The sequence below is a fragment of the Allobosea sp. 2RAB26 genome (assembly GCF_052115465.1).
Lineage (GTDB): Bacteria > Pseudomonadota > Alphaproteobacteria > Rhizobiales > Beijerinckiaceae > Allobosea.
Window position 1 is genome coordinate 87292 of sequence record NZ_JBFRGS010000019.1, and the last position, 16757, is coordinate 104048.

Annotated in this window: 22 protein-coding genes and 1 pseudogene; 17 read left to right on the forward strand and 6 right to left on the reverse strand. The window is 64.7% G+C overall.

The features are described from left to right. Window positions 1-251: 251 nt before the first annotated feature. The 3 genes from AB4118_RS28145 to AB4118_RS28155 all read right to left on the reverse strand — a co-directional run bounded on the left by AB4118_RS28145 (window position 252) and on the right by AB4118_RS28155 (window position 1974). Window positions 252-950 (reverse strand): DJ-1/PfpI family protein, encoded by a 699-nt coding sequence (locus tag AB4118_RS28145; RefSeq protein WP_441492849.1) that lies wholly within the window; start codon window positions 948-950, stop codon window positions 252-254. A 149-nt stretch (window positions 951-1099) separates the two neighbouring features. Continuing rightward, on the reverse strand, window positions 1100-1531 hold the full coding sequence (locus AB4118_RS28150; protein WP_441492850.1) for a hypothetical protein: 432 nt from the start codon (window positions 1529-1531) through the stop codon (window positions 1100-1102). 194 nt (window positions 1532-1725) lie between these two features. Beyond that, a complete protein-coding gene (locus AB4118_RS28155; protein WP_441492851.1) occupies window positions 1726-1974 on the reverse strand; it encodes a hypothetical protein in 249 nt (82 codons plus the stop codon). A gap of 231 nt (window positions 1975-2205) precedes the next feature. On the opposite strand from AB4118_RS28155, the gene AB4118_RS28160 reads away from it, so the two are divergent. The 10 genes from AB4118_RS28160 to AB4118_RS28205 all read left to right on the forward strand — a co-directional run bounded on the left by AB4118_RS28160 (window position 2206) and on the right by AB4118_RS28205 (window position 10437). Then, window positions 2206-3081: a hypothetical protein gene (locus tag AB4118_RS28160; RefSeq protein WP_441492852.1), complete on the forward strand. Its 876-nt coding sequence runs from the start codon at window positions 2206-2208 to the stop codon at window positions 3079-3081. A 12-nt stretch (window positions 3082-3093) separates the two neighbouring features. After that, window positions 3094-4353 carry a P22 phage major capsid protein family protein gene (locus AB4118_RS28165; protein ID WP_441492853.1) on the forward strand — a complete coding sequence of 420 codons (1260 nt, stop codon included), beginning with the start codon at window positions 3094-3096 and terminating at the stop codon, window positions 4351-4353. A 73-nt stretch (window positions 4354-4426) separates the two neighbouring features. Then, window positions 4427-4819 (forward strand): hypothetical protein, encoded by a 393-nt coding sequence (locus AB4118_RS28170; RefSeq protein WP_441492854.1) that lies wholly within the window; start codon window positions 4427-4429, stop codon window positions 4817-4819. Beyond that, the gene (locus tag AB4118_RS28175; protein ID WP_441492855.1) at window positions 4819-6234 is read left to right on the forward strand and encodes a hypothetical protein; all 1416 of its coding nucleotides are present in this window, start codon (window positions 4819-4821) and stop codon (window positions 6232-6234) included. Before AB4118_RS28170 ends, AB4118_RS28175 begins: the two co-directional genes overlap by 1 nt. Continuing rightward, the gene (locus tag AB4118_RS28180) at window positions 6234-6509 is read left to right on the forward strand and encodes a hypothetical protein (protein WP_113517398.1); all 276 of its coding nucleotides are present in this window, start codon (window positions 6234-6236) and stop codon (window positions 6507-6509) included. Before AB4118_RS28175 ends, AB4118_RS28180 begins: the two co-directional genes overlap by 1 nt. A gap of 45 nt (window positions 6510-6554) precedes the next feature. Further along, window positions 6555-7214, forward strand: a complete 660-nt coding sequence (locus AB4118_RS28185; protein WP_441492856.1) for a hypothetical protein — start codon at window positions 6555-6557, stop codon at window positions 7212-7214. Between the two features lie 3 nt (window positions 7215-7217). Continuing rightward, window positions 7218-8390 (forward strand): cell wall hydrolase, encoded by a 1173-nt coding sequence (locus AB4118_RS28190; RefSeq protein WP_441492857.1) that lies wholly within the window; start codon window positions 7218-7220, stop codon window positions 8388-8390. Next, a complete protein-coding gene (locus AB4118_RS28195) occupies window positions 8390-9274 on the forward strand; it encodes a hypothetical protein (protein ID WP_441492858.1) in 885 nt (294 codons plus the stop codon). The genes AB4118_RS28190 and AB4118_RS28195 overlap by 1 nt, the downstream gene beginning before the upstream one ends. Further along, entirely contained in the window at window positions 9262-9726 is a 465-nt protein-coding gene (locus AB4118_RS28200) for a YaaW family protein (RefSeq protein WP_441492859.1), read from the forward strand. The genes AB4118_RS28195 and AB4118_RS28200 overlap by 13 nt, the downstream gene beginning before the upstream one ends. Window positions 9727-10284: 558 nt before the next feature. Then, entirely contained in the window at window positions 10285-10437 is a 153-nt protein-coding gene (locus AB4118_RS28205; RefSeq protein WP_441492860.1) for a hypothetical protein, read from the forward strand. Window positions 10438-10772: 335 nt separating this feature from the next. Here the strand turns inward: AB4118_RS28205 and AB4118_RS28210 are convergent, their stop codons facing one another. Further along, complete coding sequence (locus AB4118_RS28210; RefSeq protein ID WP_441492861.1) at window positions 10773-10925, reverse strand: hypothetical protein; 153 nt, start codon at window positions 10923-10925, stop codon at window positions 10773-10775. Between AB4118_RS28210 and AB4118_RS28215 the strand changes: the two genes are divergently transcribed. Further along, complete coding sequence (locus AB4118_RS28215) at window positions 10924-11304, forward strand: ACT domain-containing protein (protein ID WP_441492862.1); 381 nt, start codon at window positions 10924-10926, stop codon at window positions 11302-11304. The genes AB4118_RS28210 and AB4118_RS28215 overlap by 2 nt on opposite strands. A 30-nt stretch (window positions 11305-11334) precedes the next feature. Here the strand turns inward: AB4118_RS28215 and AB4118_RS28220 are convergent, their stop codons facing one another. Continuing rightward, on the reverse strand, window positions 11335-11613 hold the full coding sequence (locus AB4118_RS28220) for a hypothetical protein (RefSeq protein ID WP_441492863.1): 279 nt from the start codon (window positions 11611-11613) through the stop codon (window positions 11335-11337). A 130-nt stretch (window positions 11614-11743) separates the two neighbouring features. Continuing rightward, window positions 11744-11953: pseudogene (locus tag AB4118_RS28225) on the reverse strand (helix-turn-helix domain-containing protein); the annotation flags it as partial. A gap of 203 nt (window positions 11954-12156) precedes the next feature. On the opposite strand from AB4118_RS28225, the gene AB4118_RS28230 reads away from it, so the two are divergent. From AB4118_RS28230 to AB4118_RS28255, 6 genes are all read left to right on the forward strand, one after another. After that, window positions 12157-13125 carry a hypothetical protein gene (locus AB4118_RS28230; RefSeq protein WP_441492864.1) on the forward strand — a complete coding sequence of 323 codons (969 nt, stop codon included), beginning with the start codon at window positions 12157-12159 and terminating at the stop codon, window positions 13123-13125. 10 nt (window positions 13126-13135) lie between these two features. Further along, window positions 13136-13480 (forward strand): hypothetical protein, encoded by a 345-nt coding sequence (locus tag AB4118_RS28235; RefSeq protein ID WP_441492865.1) that lies wholly within the window; start codon window positions 13136-13138, stop codon window positions 13478-13480. Between the two features lie 14 nt (window positions 13481-13494). After that, on the forward strand, window positions 13495-14550 hold the full coding sequence (locus tag AB4118_RS28240) for a hypothetical protein (RefSeq protein ID WP_441492866.1): 1056 nt from the start codon (window positions 13495-13497) through the stop codon (window positions 14548-14550). Beyond that, window positions 14547-14984: a hypothetical protein gene (locus AB4118_RS28245; protein WP_441492867.1), complete on the forward strand. Its 438-nt coding sequence runs from the start codon at window positions 14547-14549 to the stop codon at window positions 14982-14984. The genes AB4118_RS28240 and AB4118_RS28245 overlap by 4 nt, the downstream gene beginning before the upstream one ends. After that, window positions 14969-15154: a hypothetical protein gene (locus tag AB4118_RS28250; protein WP_441492868.1), complete on the forward strand. Its 186-nt coding sequence runs from the start codon at window positions 14969-14971 to the stop codon at window positions 15152-15154. Before AB4118_RS28245 ends, AB4118_RS28250 begins: the two co-directional genes overlap by 16 nt. Before the next feature lie 95 nt (window positions 15155-15249). Further along, a complete protein-coding gene (locus tag AB4118_RS28255; protein WP_441492869.1) occupies window positions 15250-16092 on the forward strand; it encodes an FkbM family methyltransferase in 843 nt (280 codons plus the stop codon). Window positions 16093-16757: the final 665 nt, after the last annotated feature.

A 16757-nucleotide genomic window follows, 5' to 3' on the forward strand; every position in this document is an offset into this window, starting at 1 on the left:
ATCGCCATAAACTGGTCAGGCAGGAAGCCGGCGCGCTGATCAAGCGGGCAGGCCCTTCTGCCTTCGAGACCGCACAGCAGATCGCACTGCTTGCCCGTCAGCGCGGTGACAAACGGGCCACGAAGCTGTGGCTGGATGTGGCCCGGGAGATTGCGCGACGGGGGCGCTGAGGCGGGGCAAGGTTCCAGACGGGGAGGAGATCTCTCCCTGGCGTAGGAAACGAGGCGCCCGCCGCAGCTTATGTCCCGTGGTCAGCGGACCGAACCCTCCGCTCTCTCGCGCAGGCGCGCGGCGGCGTGTTCGGTCGCGACCCGCCGCCGGTCGATGAAGGGCGCGATCTTCTGGCGCGTCGCCTCGACCAGCGCGGCTGAGGCCGAACGCGGCGAGCCGCCGTCGAAGGGAGGCTTTGGGTCATATTCCATCTGCAGCTGGATCTCCCGGGCGATGTCCTCTCCCAGGAGATCGGCCACGACGGTGAGCGCAAAATCGATTCCCGACGTGACGCCCGCGCCGGTGATGCGGTTCCGGTCCTTCACGACACGCTCCGCGACCGGGATGGCCCCCAGCAAGGCAAGCTGGTCGATCGAGGACCAGTGCGAGGTTGCCCGATAGCCAGCGAGCAGGCCGGCCGCGCCGAGCACCAGCGAACCGGTGCAGACTGAGGTCACCAGCTGACAGCCGGCTGCGATCCGCCTGAGAAAGCCAAGGGTCTCATCGTCGCTCATCAGCTCGATCTGGCCGGGGCCGCCGGGCACGCAAATCAGATCGAGCGCGGTGCAATCGTCAAAGCGCATCGTCGGCAGAATGGACAGGCCGCGGTCGGAGGTAACCGGCTCCAGGGTTTTCCAAAGCAGATGAACCTTGGCCCCGGGCATGCGGAAAAACACTTCGGCCGGGCCCGTCAGGTCGAGCTGCGTCAATTTTGGAAAGAGAACCAAACCAATCTGCATCTCGTGATCCCCGCTGGCGAACTGGGCCGCACTTATAGCGTGTGGCGCGCCGCGTGCCATGGGCCGCGAGCTGACCCGCCACGCGGGCAGCTGCTCTCTTGGGCGGCGGAGGGCAAGGTGCGCCATGCTGCGAATGCCCGAGAAAGCGGCTAGCTGACATTGACGCCAGGGTTGGACCAGTCGCGCCTTTTTCGTTCGAAAAGCATCCACTTGCCAGCCTGCCGGACCAGCAGAACGAATGCCGCAAGGCAGAACAGGAATTCGCCCAGGATCGGAGCGGGTGCCTTAACAACAATGGGCGCGGCGCACGGATCGGTTCTCGTGACAATGCCGACCTTGCGCCCCGCTCGAACCCGCCAAGCTTCGGGACCTAAGCGAACCTCCGCACGGCAAGATTGCCGCCCCTGCCCATTTTGCACTTCATATTGCAGGTCGGCATAGGCACCGAATCTTGCCGAACGTATCGCCAGGACACGCGCTTCGATCTGGGGCAGGCTTTTGGAATTCCGCCGCCATCGAGCCTCTTCAAGGAACAGGTTCAACGCGAAGACAAAAACGAGAGCACTGCCCAGGAAGGCCAAGACAGGAATCGTTCGAGCAAGCGAGGCGGTCTGTTCACTACGAGCCATGGTTGCAGACTACACAAAAGCCCCAAAAATCCGAGGGGTGACGGCTTGGCTGCCCAATGCCCGCGCTGGGGCGCGAGCTGATTGTCCCGCCGGGTCTCTGGCACCTCGCCGGGGAGACCAGAACTGCCGCAGTTCGCGCGCGTTGCTCAATGGGACGGTTTCGAGAGCCCTCGCGTGTCGTCATGGGCGAGATAGCTCAGCACGCTGACGATGGGCTGGAGCACCGAGATGCTGGCCGCGTTGCCCTTGCTATTCGCCAGGAGCTGGTCGTAGCGGGCCACGACCTCGCCGCGTTGAACAAGACCCTTGTCGATCAACAGGTCGATCAGGGTTGTGACGATCAGGATCTGGCTGCTGCTCAGGTCTGCCAGGACGTCAGCGTCATCTTCGTGCATCGCTCCGTCTCCCTCGTGAGTGATCAGCTGAACACTTTGAGGAACCTGCCGCAACGACCGAGTGGATGAGACGGCTTCGCCTCATCTCGTATGGCCGGCGGCCTTTCCATTCCTGAACCGCAGGGCAGCCCCCCGCCGTTCCCGAAGCTTCGGGCAGGTCTTCGCATGATGCGGAGGCCGCCGCGATGACCGCGCCGCCCCTGACCGGGCGGCATTTTTCATGAGCAGAGCATGAGCGAGGATTTCAACCAGGCTGCCCCGGAGGCCGCGGATAGCGCGCTGTCGGAGACCTGGGACAAGGCCGCCCGTCCAGGGGCGGGGCCCGAGGCGCAATCGTCTGAAGCCGCCCTGCCGGATGGCGAGGCGGGCGAGGGTGATGACGACGAGGGCCAAGGGAACGGCGAGGAAGGCCAGGAGAACGCCCAGGAGAACGATACCGAGAACCGGCCGCGCAAAAAATCGCGGTCCGAACGCCTGAGACGGCAGAACGAGCGCTTGCAGGCCGAGCTTGCCGTGCTGAAATCCGGGTCGGCTGCTGCAGCCGTGCAGGATCAGGCCGGCTTTGAGGCCGCGGTCGCCCGAAAGGTCGGGGAGCCGCCGCGCGAGGCCGATTATGGCGGGGACTGGTTCGCCTATGAGCGCGCCATGACCGCCTATGAGGCCGACAGGCGGCAGGTTTCGCGCCAGGTGCTGGAGAGCGTCGAGCAGCACCACCACACGGAACAGGCGCGCATCTCCGAGAGGCTCGACGACTATGTCGAGCAGTGCGAGGAGGTCGCCAGGACCATCCCCGACTTCAAGGCGGTGGTGACCCAGCCCTCCTTTGTGACCACCGACCTGGTCAAGCGTCTCATCCTGGATGCCGGCGAAAAGGCCCCGCTGGTCGCCTATAACCTCGCCCAGAACCCCAAGCTGTGCGGCCGGATCAACGCGATGTCGCCGCTCGCGGCGGCACGCGAGATCGGCCGCATCGAGGGCCGGGTTCTGCTCCCCAAAACCAATGCCACCCGCGCTGGCCCCCCGCTCTCGGCGGTCCGGGGCAGCGCGTCCCCCGCAGCCCGCCTCGGCAGGTCGATGAGCGACTACGAGCGCTGGCGCAATTCATAAGGAAAAGCCGCAATGGCCAATGATCTGAAGGTCCAGGACATCATCGTCCGGGAAGCGCAGTACCAGCTCAAGAATGCGCTGGTGCTCGGCAATCTCGTTTCTCGCGTCCATGAGGGCGAGTTCGCCTCCGATGTCGACGGCTGGAAGAAGGGCGACAAGGTGCGCGTCAAGCGGCCGGAAAACTTCATTCCGGGCGAGGGCGCGACGCTCTCGGTCGCCGAGGCCGAGGAGGCGACGATGGATGTCGTCGTCGACACCCAGCTGAACAAGGGCCTGTCCTTCACCTCGAAGGAGCTGACCCTGTTCCTGTCGGGCCCGAAGGGCGCCAGGCGCATCGGCGAGGAGAAGATCAAGCCGCTGATGCATGCCTTCGCCAACCGGATCGATTCCGATCTCGCAGGGCTCTATCGCCATGTCCCGAACCATGTCGGCACGCCGGGCCTGACGATCGACAGCTACCCGGACTATCTCAAGGGCACCGAGCGCCTGAACGAGCTCGCAGTGCCGATGGATGCGCGCTACGGCCTGCTCAGCCCCGCCGATGATGCCGGGCTGAAGGGCGCCTTCAACAACTACTACGACACCGCCGTCTCGCGGAACGCCCTGCAGAAGGCGCGGCTGCCGATGCTGGATGGGTCCGACGTCTACATGTCGCAGAACGTCAAGACGCATCTGGTCGGGGTCGCGACCGGCACGCCGCTGGTCCAGGGCGCCGGCCAGGCCGTGAGCTACGCGGCCTCAAAGGCGAGCTATACCCAGACCCTGAACACCGATGGCTGGACCAACTCCACCACCGGCATCCTCAAGGCGGGCGACATCATCACCATTGCCGGGGTTTTTGCGGTCAACCCGGTCGATGGCGACGTCCTGCCCTTCCTGCGTCAGTTCGTGGTGCGGGCCGATGCCGATTCCGGCGCCTCGACCGGCCCGGCGGCGCTGACGATCTCGCCGCCGATCATCACGTCGGGCCCCTACAAGACGGTGAGCGCGGCGCCCGCCGACAATGCCCCGATCACCGTCGTGGGAACCGGCGGCACCGGTTATCGCCAGCCGATGATCTTTCACAAGGACGCCTTCCATCTCGCGGTCGTCCCGATGGAGATGCCGGAGGGCGCGGCCTTCAAGGCGCGGATCAACGAGGATGGCATCTCGGTGCGCGTCGTCTCCGGCTACGGCATCACCGACGATATCAGCACCTGGCGTTTCGACGTGCTCTACGGCGTGACCCCGGTGAGTCCGAACCTCGCAGTCCGCCTGAACGGCACCGCGTAAGCCACGGGCGTATCGCGACAATCACAGGGGCGGCTCTCCGGGCCGCCCCTTTTTCCATGGAGGGCCGCAGATCATGAGCAAGAGCCGCGATGAGCTGGTGCAGGCGGTGCTGGAGGAGATCCAGCGCGTCGGCGTCAACGAGCCGCCATCGGCGGAGGATCGCCAGACCGTGCTCGCGCGCATGGACACGGCCTTTGCCGAGCTGCTGGCGCGCAATGTCATTCTCCAGCCGGTCGGCGAGGAGATCGATGACGAGATCTTTGACCATCTCGCCTGCGTGCTGGCGCGCCGGATTGCGCCGCGCTTCGGCTTAGGCAGCGACGGCGCGATCAAGGCCGGCGCCGACGAGGCCGAGGACAGGCTGCGCCTGATCGGCCGGGTCAACCGCAGCCCGTCGCGGGGCTTGCGTCTCGACAGCCTGTTCCGCCCGCGCCGCACCGGCGCGCTGACGCGGATGTCCGGCTGATGGTCGCCGTTCCGTTCCCCCGCAGTTCGGCGCCAGGCCGGCTTGCCGAAAGCGGCGGCCGGCTGATCAACGCCTCCGTGGAGACGCTGGGCGATGGCCGCACCAGGATCAGCGGCGCCGCCGGCATCCGCGCCATCATCGAGACGACGGCGCATTCTCATTGCCGCGGCATGATCGAGATCAACGGCGTGGTGCTGGCTGCGCTGGACGACCGGCTCTACACCATCACCCGGTCGGGCGGCGCCTATATCATCCGCGATATCGGGGCCTTCGCGGGCTCCAAGACGGTCTATTTCGCCAGGAATAACAAGGCGCCGACGCCCGATATCGTTGCGGTCACGGATTCGACCGCCTTCGTCATCAGCATGACGACCGGCGCCTCCTCCTATCCCGATGCGGATATCGGCTCGCCGAATTCGGTGACGTCGTTCGATGGCTATTTCTGCTTCAGTTACGGCAATGCCCGGATGCGGACGACGGGCCTGAACGACACCGCGATCAACACGCTCGATACCGCCTTCGCGGAGAGCAAGCCCGATGGCCTGCTGAGGGTCATTTCGATTGGCCGCTATCTGTTCGCCTTCGGGTCCCAGACGATCGAGGCCTGGCAGAACAACGGCAATCCGGTGGGTTTTCCGTTCTCGAAGCTGGAAACCATCCCGCGTGGACTCGCCAGTGCGGACGCGGTCGCGGGCCATGAAAGCGAATGGTCGAACACCATCGTCTTCGCCGGCAACGACAACGTCATCTACCGCATCAACGGGCTCGTGGCCGAGGCGGTCTCGACGCCCTCCGTCCAGAAGGCGCTCGAGCGACTGGAGGACATGTCGAGGCTGCGCGCCATGGTCTACGCCCATGAGGGCCACGCGGTCTGGGCGCTGAGTGCGCCGGACTGGACCTGGTGCTGCGACATCACGACGGGCTCATGGGTGGAGCGGGCGAGCTATGGCGCGAGCCGCTGGCGCGCCTGCGCTTCCGTCAAATGCTTCGGCAAATGGGTGATCGGCGACGCGGCCTCCGGAAAATTCGGGGTGATCGACCCCGATCATCACCTCGAATTCGGCGACCCGCTGGTCGCCAGGGTCGTCTCCGCCACGATGAGCGGCTTTCCGGTCCGGGCGTTTCCCTCGCGGCTGGTGCTCGACATCATGGCGGGCGTCGGCGAGGCCGATGGGCCGGACCCGATCGCCACCAACCCGCATTGCGCGATCGCCTGGAGCCGCGATGGCGGCGTCAGCTTCGGCAGCCCGGTGCGGCGCGAAATCGGCCGGCAGGGGCAGTTCACCCGCGTCGTCTCGGTCAACCGGTTGGGCATGGCGAGCGCCAAGGGCATCCAGATCGCCGTCGAGATCTCGGACCCGGTCGCGTTCTCGCTGTTTGGCGGCGAGCTTTCCGTCCAGCCGGGAGCAAGCTGATGACGCAAGCGACGAAAGGGCTGCCGGGCTCCGACACGCCCGTGCTGCAGCCCGGAACCGCGGTCCTGAACCCGCTCTATTTCATTTTCCTCGCCGCGCTGCTCGCGGCGCTGAACGACCGCATCGCGGCGACCAGCCTGACGACGAGCCCGGGCGCGCCGGGCGCAGCCGATATCCCGGCCGGCGACATCCGCATCTGGAAGAACACCGGCGCCGGCACCGTGCGCCTCTACGTCAACGATGGCGGGACCCTGAAAAGCGTTCTGCTGAACTGAGGAGAAATCGCCATGGCATCTGCGAAAGGCGCAAGAAACGCCGCGATGTGGGGCGCCGATATGCTCAACGACGGCCAGGGGCGCGTCCTGGGCGAGTTGGACAAGGGCTATGACGCGGCAAAAGGCTATCTCGGGCAGGCCGGCAATGTTTATGCGGGCATGACGGGGCAGGGGCAGCAGGGGCTCGAGCGCTACAACGCCCTGACGCTGGGCAGCGGGGCGGATATCAAGAAGGCGCTGGAGGGCTCGGGCGGCTACCAGTTCAACCTGGACCAGGGCCTGCAGGCGCTGCAGCGCACGCGCGCGGCCCAAGGCATGCTGAACTCGGGCAATACCGACACGGACGCCATGTCCTTCGCCAGCGGGCTCGCCAGCAATACGCTGGGCGCCGAGCGCCAGGCGCTGCGGCCCTATCTCGGCATGTACCAGCAGGGCATTGGCGGGCAGGCGGGCGTGTACGGCCAGCAGGCCGCCGCCGCGAGCGACTATTACGGCAATCGCGGCTCCATCATGGACAACACCACGAAAAGCATCGTCGGGCTGGGCACCGACGCGTTCAAGGCCGGCGACCAGGCCAAGGCGGCGAACCAGCAGATGATGCTGGGAGCGCTCGGGAGCGTCGCAGGTCTCGCCGGCACGGCGCTGGGCGGCGGCTTCGGCGCCGGCGGCCTGTTCACCAACATCCTCTCCCCCAAGAAGGGCTGAGCCATGGCATTCCAGATCATGCCGCTCCAGATCAGCCAGCGCCAGACCGATTACGGGCAGCTCGGCACGCTCGCGGGCAAAATCGGCGAGCAGTTCACCAGCGGGCTCGAGGCCGGCCGCAAGCTGCAGGAAACGGCCCAAAAGCAGCAGGTTGAGACGAAGAAGCAGGAGCTGCTGGGGCGCCTCACCGCGGATAATCCCGACTATGACAGGGTCGGCAGGGGCCTTATGGCGCTTGGCGCGATTTCAGACGGGGCCACGGTGATGGGCCTCGGTGGGAAAGTCAGGCAAGCCCCGCAGCGCGTGGCGGGCAGGGCGAACGCCTATCTCGGCAGCCATGCAAACGCTGGTGTTGCTGCAACGGCGCGGGGGCCGGCACTGAGGCAGGGCGCCCACGTCGCCTTGACCCCGGAGGATGAGGCCCGCCTCGAGCGCGCAACCGGCATGGTCACGACCGACGCCGACCGGGACGCCATCGTCAGGACTGTTTATGGCGAGGCGGACCGCGAAAGCCCCGAGGGGCAACGCGCGGTCGCCGCCGTCATCCGCAACCGCGCCAACCAGGCTGGGTTCACGCCCGAGCAGATCACGCAGCAGAATGACGGGCGCAACTGGCAGTTCGAGCCCTGGGGCGATCCGGACGCCCGCGCGCGCATGGAGGCCATCCCGCAGCGGCGCTTCGACCAGATCGCCGGCACGGTGGCGCCCGTCATCGAGCAGGGGCTCGATCCGACCGGCGGCGCGACGCATTTCTACGCCCCGAAGGCGCAGGCGGCTCTGCGTCGCCCGGTGCCGCGCTGGGACGACGGAACCGGCACCGACCTCGGCAATCATCGCTTCTTCGCCCATGGCTACGGGCCGGGCGGCGGGGCGCCAGCGCCAAGCGCGGCGACCATCATCGCGCAGGGCGGGGGCGAGGGGCCGCCGGTTCAAGCCGCGCCGACCGGCGGTGGCGGCGTCTATGCGGGTGTGCCGGAGGAAACGCTGCAAGCCTTCCTGAACAATCCGCGCGTGCCTGACAGCTACAGGACCATGATCAGGGAGGAGTTGGCCGGCCGCGGACACGGTGGTGGCAATGCGCCGCCGCCCGTGCCTCATCCTGGGGATCTGCAGGAAGGCTATCGCTTCAGGGGCGGCGATCCGTCTAGCCCCGAGAACTGGGAGAGGGTGGACTGATGGCAGGACCTTGGGACAAATACGGCTCGCAAGATCAGCAGCAAGCAGCCCCGGAAGAGGGGGGAAGCCTCCAGGCGAGGCCTGCTGGAGCGCCCTCGAAGGCTTTTACCGGCGCAATCCTGCCCTTCAGCGCTGGCGAGGACGGCCGCCTCAGATTCGATAGCAATGCGGGCCTCATTGGTGGATTGAAGCGCCAAATCACAACGACTGGCGATGCGCTTTCGGGTAAACTCGACCTCAGCACGGAGGAGGGGTTTGAGCGGGTTCTGGAGATGGCGACCCTCGCCGCACCGGTCCCTCCGGGCATTCGGGCGGGCCGTTTGGGATCTGCCCCGCCGAAAGTGCGCGCACCCACGTCGAAGAAGTTGAGGGCAGCTGCGGATCAGGGCTTCAAGGCCGTGGAAGACATGGGTGTCGATTACACGACGCCGTCCGTGTCGAAGATGATCGGCCGCGTCAGGGGGGCTCTGGAGGAGGAAGGCCTTTTTGCCGAAGCTGCTCCCATAACCCACGGCATTCTGCGGAAATTCGATTATCCGCCAGAAGGAAGCTTTGTGGGGATTGCCGCCCTTGAAGCCGCAAAGAAAGCAGCGCGCCGCGCAGCGACCCGCAACGCGCAGGAGAAAGATGCAGCCTCCAAACTGATCAATGAGATTGACCAGTACATCATGGCGGCCGATCCGAAGGGGTTAGGTCCGGGCCTGCTGGTCGCGCCGCAAAGGAACTTGAGACAGCCCTTGCGAACAGGGCTGCTCACAAGCGATCCGATGCCATTACCGGCGTCAAAGAGCGCCCCGACCTTCGCAGTGCCATCGACACGTCCGGTCCCAGCCTCGATGTGGTCAACCGCCAGAGAATTTACGATGTCCTCATGGACCCGATGAGGAAAAAGCCGTTCACACCCGGCGAAATCGCACTCCTGGAGCAAGTCGTATCGGGACGCGGCCTTCGCAACGGCCTGCGGTCTGTCAGCGATCTCCTGAGCGGCCGTAATGCGGCTGGGGTGTCGGTGGTTGGTGCTATCCAGGGCGCGTCGCTCGGCGGGCCCCTCGGTGCGGCCCTCGGGGCGGGTTTGCCTGCCGTTGGGGGCCTTGCGCGCGTTGCGCAGAATGCTCTCTCCCGGCGAGCGGTGGGTAAGGTCGACGAGGCGACGCGGCAGCGCAGCCCGCTCCATGCAGAAGCCAAGGCGGCGGCGCCCAGGCAACCCAGCAGCATGTTGGGTTCGCAAGCGATGACCGCACTGGGAGCCGGAACCGCTCTTCGACTGGGGGTCCAGGGCCAGAATGAAAGCAATGAAGAGTTCTGGCTGCGGCGGATCAGAGAGGGTGTGATCTAGCCTTCGCCCCGTTCGGGATCGATTCCGAGCCCGATCAGGCCGGGGCCGACAATCGCCCCTCTCACGGCGCCCGGTGCTGGCCAGGGTCCGCTCGCTTCACCTCGATGGCCCTGCAGACGGCGGCGCGGTCATACCCCGTCAATGCCCAAGCAATCTTCATCTCTAGCCCGGCGTCCTTATGAGGAGTGTCACTGCCATGATGCGGAGAGAAATTCTCTCCAGCCAAAATGGCGCACTGCCAGACCAAATATGCCAGTATTCAGCATTATCAGACCATAGTAGATGGATCTGAGCGACGCGACAGTCAGAAACACGTTCGACGCGATCGCCTCTTGGAGCTGTCGGTCGGAATACCGACTCCAATCGGGCTGTTCTTTCATCCTGCGAGCCTCCAGCCGAATCCTGCCTGACGCCAGAGTAGCCGCCTGCTGCATTCGCTGCCAGATATCCGGCTGATCGAGCTTCTTCCCTCCACGCCAGGCCGCCCCTCACGGCCGGCTTTCTGCATGCGGAGCCGCTATGGCGGTGCTGCCTGTGAAGTCACGGAAAGTCTGACGGATGTCGAGTCCTTCGGCTTTCCCCTCGCTCTCACGCCAGCCCGACATCGTCGGCGGTGCCGAGCGCGAACAGCGCAGCCATTCCGAGTATGTTGTTGTCGAGCGAAACGACCCCAAGAACAAAACCGAGCAGGCAGCCGATTCTCGCCCATGACCGCTTGGCCCGAGGCTTTGGCTTGGGCTGCATTGTCGTTGTCGGGGTGTCGGCGACAGGAGTGAGCGGTGCGCTTCGGTTCATCGGTGGGAACGGGCCATGGCGTAATCGCCCGCGCTGTCCAGGACAAGGCGCGGTGTCGCGAATGCGCGATTGTGCGCGTGCCTTTCGGCTGTGTTGCCAGCTGTCATTTAACCCCCCCGGTTTTCCCGATCCTGCCGCAGGGGCATGCGCAAGTCCACGGCAAAGGCGGCCGGCGTCGGATCCGATGCCCGCAATTGACAGGCCATGCGGCTCGCGGCAGCCTGGGCCCATGGCTGGCTCATTCCCGACACTCATCTCGCGACGTCGACGCGCTGCGCTTGCGCGGCATGGCGCGGCTCTCCGGCGACGACGACCCTGACCTGGTCGATCACCCCGTCCCGAAGCGAGCCATGACCTGCCAGCCTTTGCCCGGCAGGTTTTTTGTTGCCTGGAAGATCCATCATGACACCGATTTCGCTGAGAGAGCTCGCAGGCCATTACGCGATCGCGCGCCTGCACCAGGACTGCGCCATTCCCGCCTGGGCGGATGGCGCGGGCTTCGTCAGCATCAGCCGGACGGAGGACGAGCTGTCGATTGCCTGCCTGCGCGAGCGCATTCCCGATGGGGTGCAGACCGACGAGGGCTGGATCGCGTTCAAGTTCATCGGACCCTTCGCCTTCGGTCAGACCGGCATCGTCCTCTCGGTCATCGCGCCGCTCTCGACAGAGGGCGTCGGCATCTTTGTGGTCTCGACCTTCGACGGCGACCATCTCTTGGTGAAGCGGGCGGATCGCGACAGGGCGCGAACGCTTCTGCTACGCGCCGGGCATGCTTTGCTCTGACGGCGCCCGGCGTGGCGGGTCGCGCGCGTTCTATCCGCGGCTGTCGACTGGTTTGCGGGCCAGCGTGAAGCGCGGAAACAGCGCCGAGCCGAGAAGCACGGCTGCGCCAAAACCACACCACACCCCACCCAGGAAGAAAAACCCCCGAGCGGGCGCGCCTGCAGCTGCAAGGCCGAGCATGGAGACGGCCGCGATCAGCAGGGCGCCGCCCACCACGCCGCACAGCAGCCGCCGCGCAGGCGTTATTGGCTCCAGCCGCTTCTCGTGCGGGTCGTGCTCGAGAATTCTTGGTGGCGTGATCTCTGTCATCGCGCGGCAAACTGCCGGATCGAGCGTCGTCCGTCCACGGCATTTCTTGGCCGGGAATGCGGCTGTTCGTGCATGGTGTGCTGACCATACGAGTGTTGGAGCAGTCAGCGAGCCAGGCGAGCAGGGCTGCTCAGGCCGCAAGGTGATAGGGGGCGACCAGGGCCTCGGCCGGAATGTGCCATTCCCGGTTTAATGTGAAGACCATGTCCAGGGTCAATGCGCGCTTGCGATTGAGAATTTCCGAGGCCCGGGACCGAGACCCGATGAGCTCGGCCAGATCCTTCTGGCTCAGGCCCCTCATCGCCATCCATTGCTTGATCGTTTCGATCGGGTCGGGGGCTCACGGGGCGCTGGTGACTGAGGTCTCTGTCGTCTCGTAGACCAACCGAGGGCGGAGCCAATCAGCCAAACCGGCCTCGTTGATCTGGCCGGCCGCCAACGACAGCCACGTGAACACCAGGTCCTCATCCCGAGCGATCGTCTCGCAACCAACACGCAGGCCGCTCCTTCCCGGGGCGGCTTTTTCTTTTGGAGACATGCCAAATGGCAGCCTTTTCATGGCCCCTGTCGCGACAGACGGTGCTCGATCTCAACGGCAATGCGGTCGCCGGCGCGCAATTGCGCTTCTTCCTCGCGGGCACGACCACGCCGCTCATTGCCTATGCCGACGATGCGCTCTCGGTGCCTCTCCCGGCCTCTCCCGATTTCATCGCCTCGGATGCCTATGGCAGGTGGCCGCGGGTCTATCTCCCGTATCGGAACTACAAGGAGGAGGTGCGCTCCGCAGCCGGCGTGCTGCTCTGGAATGATGACGGCATCGCCAACCCGGCGCCGGCCTCGTCCGGTGGCGGCGGCACGGTGCCCGACAGCGAGCGCTTCAAGACCGGCGACCCGAAATGGTCGTTCGAGCCGGGGCAGATCTCGGGCTTCGTTCGGCTCAATGCGCTGACCATCGGCAATGCTGCGTCAGGCGCGACGGAGCGCGCGAATGCGGACACAGAGGCGCTCTATATCTGGCTGTGGAGCCGGCTGGACAACATCGTTTGCCCGGTCGCTGGCGGGCGCGGGGTCAGCGGCGCAGTCGACTATGCCGCGGGCAAGACGCTCGGCCTGCCTGACTGGCGCGGCCGCGCTCCCTTCGGCCTCGACACGATGGGCAATTCAACAGCCAACCGGCTGGCGGGCGCCACCTTCGACCAGGGCAACGGGGCGACGCCCGGCGCCTATGGCGGCCGCGCCTACAACACCCTTGTCCAGGCGAATCTGCCGGCGGTGGCGCCGACTGGCACCGTTTCAGGGTCGCTCAACAATATCACGGCGGTCGTGGGCGCCGGCTCGATCTCCATCACGCCGGGTGGCGCTGGCACCACTGCGGCGCAAGGCCTGTTTTCGGCGAGCCTCCCGGTGACCTTCAGCTCTCCTTTGACCTTCACAGGCAATCCGCTGGGATCGAGCGCTGCCTTCAACACCATGCCGGGCTTCGGGCTCGTCACCTGGCATCTGAAGCTGTGAGGGCGTCACGATGAATTATCTCGGCACCTTCGAGCCAGCGCCAAACGCTGCGGACTGGGCGGAAGCCATCTCCGTCACCGATGACGACACCGGAACCGCCTGGCCGCTCGCAACCTATCTGATCGAAATGGAAGTCGCCGACGAGAACGGCTGCCGGCGCCTGTCTGGCTCGACCTCAGACGGCAAGCTTGCCCTGACCCCGGCCGGTTTCGAGTTCGCATTCCCGGCGGCATCCATGCGCGGCCTCTGCGCCGGCTCCTACACCGTCAATATCCGCTTCACCGACAGCGTCACGGGCTTCGTCGGAGAGCCCGTCATCGCTGATCTGCCCGTGCTCGAGGGAGGCTTTCGCTAATGCCACGTCCCGCCATGCGCTTGCGCATCCTGCCCCGCTTCCCTGCCCAGGTGCAGGCGACCGCGCCTGTCGCCGTCACGCAGACGGCGGGAACCTATCTGTTCACGGCCGACTATCGGCCCGTTGGAGCGGAAGCGGCCCCGGCGCTGGGGACTTACGCCATCGTGCTGCAGAACCAGACGACCGGCGCCTTCGTCCGCACGCTCCTTGCCGATCTTCCGACCGGCTCGACCGATTGGACCAACATCCGGAACCGGCCGCAGAAGATCGACTCGCTTGCGACGCTCGACACCTCCCTGGGCGCCGTCGAGCAGATTGACGCGAACAGCTTCGTCAAGCGGACCATTGGCGGCGGCGGGCCGACCTCGCTCGTCACCTATGGCGACGCCAACCTGTTCTACCAGCCGATGAGCATCAGGCTGAGTTCCATCGTGTCGACCGGTGTCGCGACCGCAGACATCGCCAACGACGCCGTCACCTTCGCCAAGATGCAGAATATTGCCACATCCCGGTTGCTTGGGCGCACGACGGCAGGCAGCGGCGATACCGAAGAGATCTCTATCGGCGCCGGCCTGACGCTCTCGGGCGGTCAGCTTTCGTCGTCCGCGGTTGCATCGACAGGCTCGATCATCAATAGCGTGACCTCGGCCTACACCTCAAACGCGACGGTGACTGGGACGATCCCCATCGACAACACGATCCCGCAAAACACCGAAGGGACTGAAATCCAAACGGTGACGATCACGCCATCGTCCGCGTTAAGCAAAATCCGGATCCGGTGGAACGGCCAGGTCTCCAGTGCCGTCTTGACGACAGTCGTAACGGCCGCACTCTTTATCGACAGCGGCGTGAACGCGGTCGGGGCTATCGGCGTCTACGTCAACGTAGCTAACTCGCTCACGTTCACCGGGCTCGTCTACGAGTACACGCCGGGCGATACGAGCTCCCACACCTATCGAATTCGCGTCGGCCCGAATGGCGGTACTTGCGCGCTAAACGGCTCGGTTGGCACCCCGTACTTCAACGGAACGTCGGCGGCCGTTCTCGTGGCTGAGGAGATCAAGGGATGACGTACACAATTCTATCCGCGCAGTACGCCAATCAAGAGCACACCGCGGCGGTGGCCATGACTGAGGAGGCCGCTGCTGTTCTTACGTCCCAAGCCGACACTCCGGATCTTTGGGTGGCGGTTCATGAATGGGGAGAGCCCTTGGCGTTCGAGCCACCGCCTGTAACGGTAGATACCTACCGCGCCGCGATCCAGGCGCATGTTGACGCGACGGCGCAGCAGCGCAGTTACGACAGCGGGATAACCTGCGCATCCTACGTCAATTCAACCGTTCCCGAATGGGCGGCCCAGGCGGCCGCGTTTGTCGCCTGGCGTGATGCCGTATGGGCTCACGCCTATACCGAACTCGCGAAGGTAGAGGGCGGGCAGCGTCCGCTGCCGAGCGTCGCGGCCATCATTTTTGAACTGCCAGCGATCGCATGGCCGGCGCCCTGACCGTGCCGGAGGCGCAGATCGCGGCCGTCGAAGCCGTCATGGCGGAGGAGGGCTGGCAGGAGTCGGTCGTCGTGCCGGCGCTATCGCCGGTCGAGAAGCTGGCGGCCGTCTTCGCCTCCAATCAGGACATCGCGGCCCCAATATCGAGTCAAAACCCGCTGGCGAATTGATGCTGGACACAATCTGAGCGAGCGTACATACCACGTTACGCTAGCATGGCTGTCGGTGACAGTCTCGAACTCCCGTAGCATTGGTGGCGCTAAGCATGAAGACGGCCCATAAGATTTTCCTTGCTCGTAATGCTTATCGGGCCGTAAGTAAAATTCGGTCTATGCTTGGCAAGAGCGACGACCTCGTTTGCGAACGGCATGGAGTTCGCTATCAGCTCAACCTTAACGAAGGGATCGACTTTTCGATTTATCTTCTGAGAAGCTTCGAGCCTATGACACGCCAGGCGATCGCCCGGATTGTCAAGGAGGGCGATACGGTTTTGGATATTGGCGCAAATGTGGGTGCGCATACGCTCACATTGGCCAAGGCTGCTGGCCCCTCTGGAAAAGTGTTCGCCTTCGAACCGACTAGTTATGCGTTCCGCAAGCTCATGGCTAATATAGAACTCAACCCTGATCTTGCCGGCCGAATTGTTGCGCTTAACCAGTTTGTGACGGCGAACGACTCAGATGATCGGCCAACGGAAATCTACTCGAGCTGGCCCCTGGTGGCTGACGAAACGACGAGCCTACATGACCAGCATCTCGGCCAGCTAATGACCAGCAAGGATGCTGTTAGCAGCACTCTAAGCTCGGCGGCACARGCGCACGGAATTGAGAGAGTGGACGTCGTGAAGCTCGATGTCGATGGCTTCGAGATGCAGGTTCTTGACGGTAGCAATGGTTTCCTTGAGCGTCACAAACCTGTCTTCATTATGGAATTGATGCCGTTCGAGCTCATTGAGCGCGGCGGTGATATCGACCGCTACACGTCATTCTTCGATAATCTCGGATACAGTTATTACACTGAGTCTGGGCGACCGATAGGAAAGAGCCTGAAGCAGATTGTCGGGGGTATGCCCCGTGGAATGAGCCGAAACATCGTCGCCCGGGTCTAGATTGTCGTTCCTATCGCGAAACGCGCTTGAATATCACATGATTTCCTGGGCCGTTATCGAGCTTGCGAGAGCCACTTCTCATTGCCAGTCGATGACCTATCTCTGCTGAAACCTTGTTTATGACATTCGGATTGGCTTCAAAGTCTTCCGATCTCTGAATTATTACATGTGTCGCACGAAGCGCATCAGGCCCCGAACCACAATCGAGGCCTGAAGCCCGCGGCGAGGTGGGAAAACACAACGGCGAGCGCTGCGACCCCTCGTAGGCGATCCAGTCGGCTCACCCACATCCGCTTGATCCGGTTAGCTCGTCGCGATCGACGCTTGGGAGCGTCGACCACAGGGTGGAGCCCCTGTCAAACACCATACCGCCCCCCGCCAGGGGCGCCCTAACCGACGGCCCTTTTTCTTTGGAGCTGCTGCATGGACCCCGTGCGCCGGCCGCCTATGTGCCGCCACCCCCGCCGCCGCAGGCTGACCCCGTCGACAAGCTGGTGGCGTTCCTCAATTCCAACCCGGATGTGAGGGCGCTTATCCAAGCTTCTCCGCAGGCGTTCGCGAGGATCTAGCCGCGGTGGGCAGGAGGCTCATCGAGCGTTTCCATTGCCCGAAACAGAGCCACGACGTGACCGGGTTCGTTCGCAAGACGGCGGATGCGGCAAGGC

What these genes read in the sequence shown, in the direction of transcription:
- AB4118_RS28145 (WP_441492849.1), bottom strand. Translation starts at nt 950, where the DNA reads ATGCAGATTGGTTTGGTTCTCTTTCCAAAATTGACGCAGCTCGACCTG.
- AB4118_RS28245 (WP_441492867.1), top strand. Translation starts at nt 14,547, where the DNA reads ATGACGTACACAATTCTATCCGCGCAGTACGCCAATCAAGAGCACACC.
- AB4118_RS28220 (WP_441492863.1), bottom strand. Translation starts at nt 11,613, where the DNA reads ATGACAGAGATCACGCCACCAAGAATTCTCGAGCACGACCCGCACGAG.
- AB4118_RS28175 (WP_441492855.1), top strand. Translation starts at nt 4,819, where the DNA reads ATGGTCGCCGTTCCGTTCCCCCGCAGTTCGGCGCCAGGCCGGCTTGCC.
- AB4118_RS28160 (WP_441492852.1), top strand. Translation starts at nt 2,206, where the DNA reads ATGAGCGAGGATTTCAACCAGGCTGCCCCGGAGGCCGCGGATAGCGCG.
- AB4118_RS28215 (WP_441492862.1), top strand. Translation starts at nt 10,924, where the DNA reads ATGACACCGATTTCGCTGAGAGAGCTCGCAGGCCATTACGCGATCGCG.
- AB4118_RS28180 (WP_113517398.1), top strand. Translation starts at nt 6,234, where the DNA reads ATGACGCAAGCGACGAAAGGGCTGCCGGGCTCCGACACGCCCGTGCTG.
- AB4118_RS28195 (WP_441492858.1), top strand. Translation starts at nt 8,390, where the DNA reads ATGGCAGGACCTTGGGACAAATACGGCTCGCAAGATCAGCAGCAAGCA.
- AB4118_RS28185 (WP_441492856.1), top strand. Translation starts at nt 6,555, where the DNA reads ATGTGGGGCGCCGATATGCTCAACGACGGCCAGGGGCGCGTCCTGGGC.
- AB4118_RS28210 (WP_441492861.1), bottom strand. Translation starts at nt 10,925, where the DNA reads ATGATGGATCTTCCAGGCAACAAAAAACCTGCCGGGCAAAGGCTGGCA.
- AB4118_RS28190 (WP_441492857.1), top strand. Translation starts at nt 7,218, where the DNA reads ATGGCATTCCAGATCATGCCGCTCCAGATCAGCCAGCGCCAGACCGAT.
- AB4118_RS28250 (WP_441492868.1), top strand. Translation starts at nt 14,969, where the DNA reads ATGGCCGGCGCCCTGACCGTGCCGGAGGCGCAGATCGCGGCCGTCGAA.
- AB4118_RS28240 (WP_441492866.1), top strand. Translation starts at nt 13,495, where the DNA reads ATGCGCTTGCGCATCCTGCCCCGCTTCCCTGCCCAGGTGCAGGCGACC.
- AB4118_RS28155 (WP_441492851.1), bottom strand. Translation starts at nt 1,974, where the DNA reads ATGCACGAAGATGACGCTGACGTCCTGGCAGACCTGAGCAGCAGCCAG.
- AB4118_RS28165 (WP_441492853.1), top strand. Translation starts at nt 3,094, where the DNA reads ATGGCCAATGATCTGAAGGTCCAGGACATCATCGTCCGGGAAGCGCAG.
- AB4118_RS28170 (WP_441492854.1), top strand. Translation starts at nt 4,427, where the DNA reads ATGAGCAAGAGCCGCGATGAGCTGGTGCAGGCGGTGCTGGAGGAGATC.
- AB4118_RS28235 (WP_441492865.1), top strand. Translation starts at nt 13,136, where the DNA reads ATGAATTATCTCGGCACCTTCGAGCCAGCGCCAAACGCTGCGGACTGG.
- AB4118_RS28200 (WP_441492859.1), top strand. Translation starts at nt 9,262, where the DNA reads ATGGACCCGATGAGGAAAAAGCCGTTCACACCCGGCGAAATCGCACTC.
- AB4118_RS28230 (WP_441492864.1), top strand. Translation starts at nt 12,157, where the DNA reads ATGGCAGCCTTTTCATGGCCCCTGTCGCGACAGACGGTGCTCGATCTC.
- AB4118_RS28205 (WP_441492860.1), top strand. Translation starts at nt 10,285, where the DNA reads ATGTCGAGTCCTTCGGCTTTCCCCTCGCTCTCACGCCAGCCCGACATC.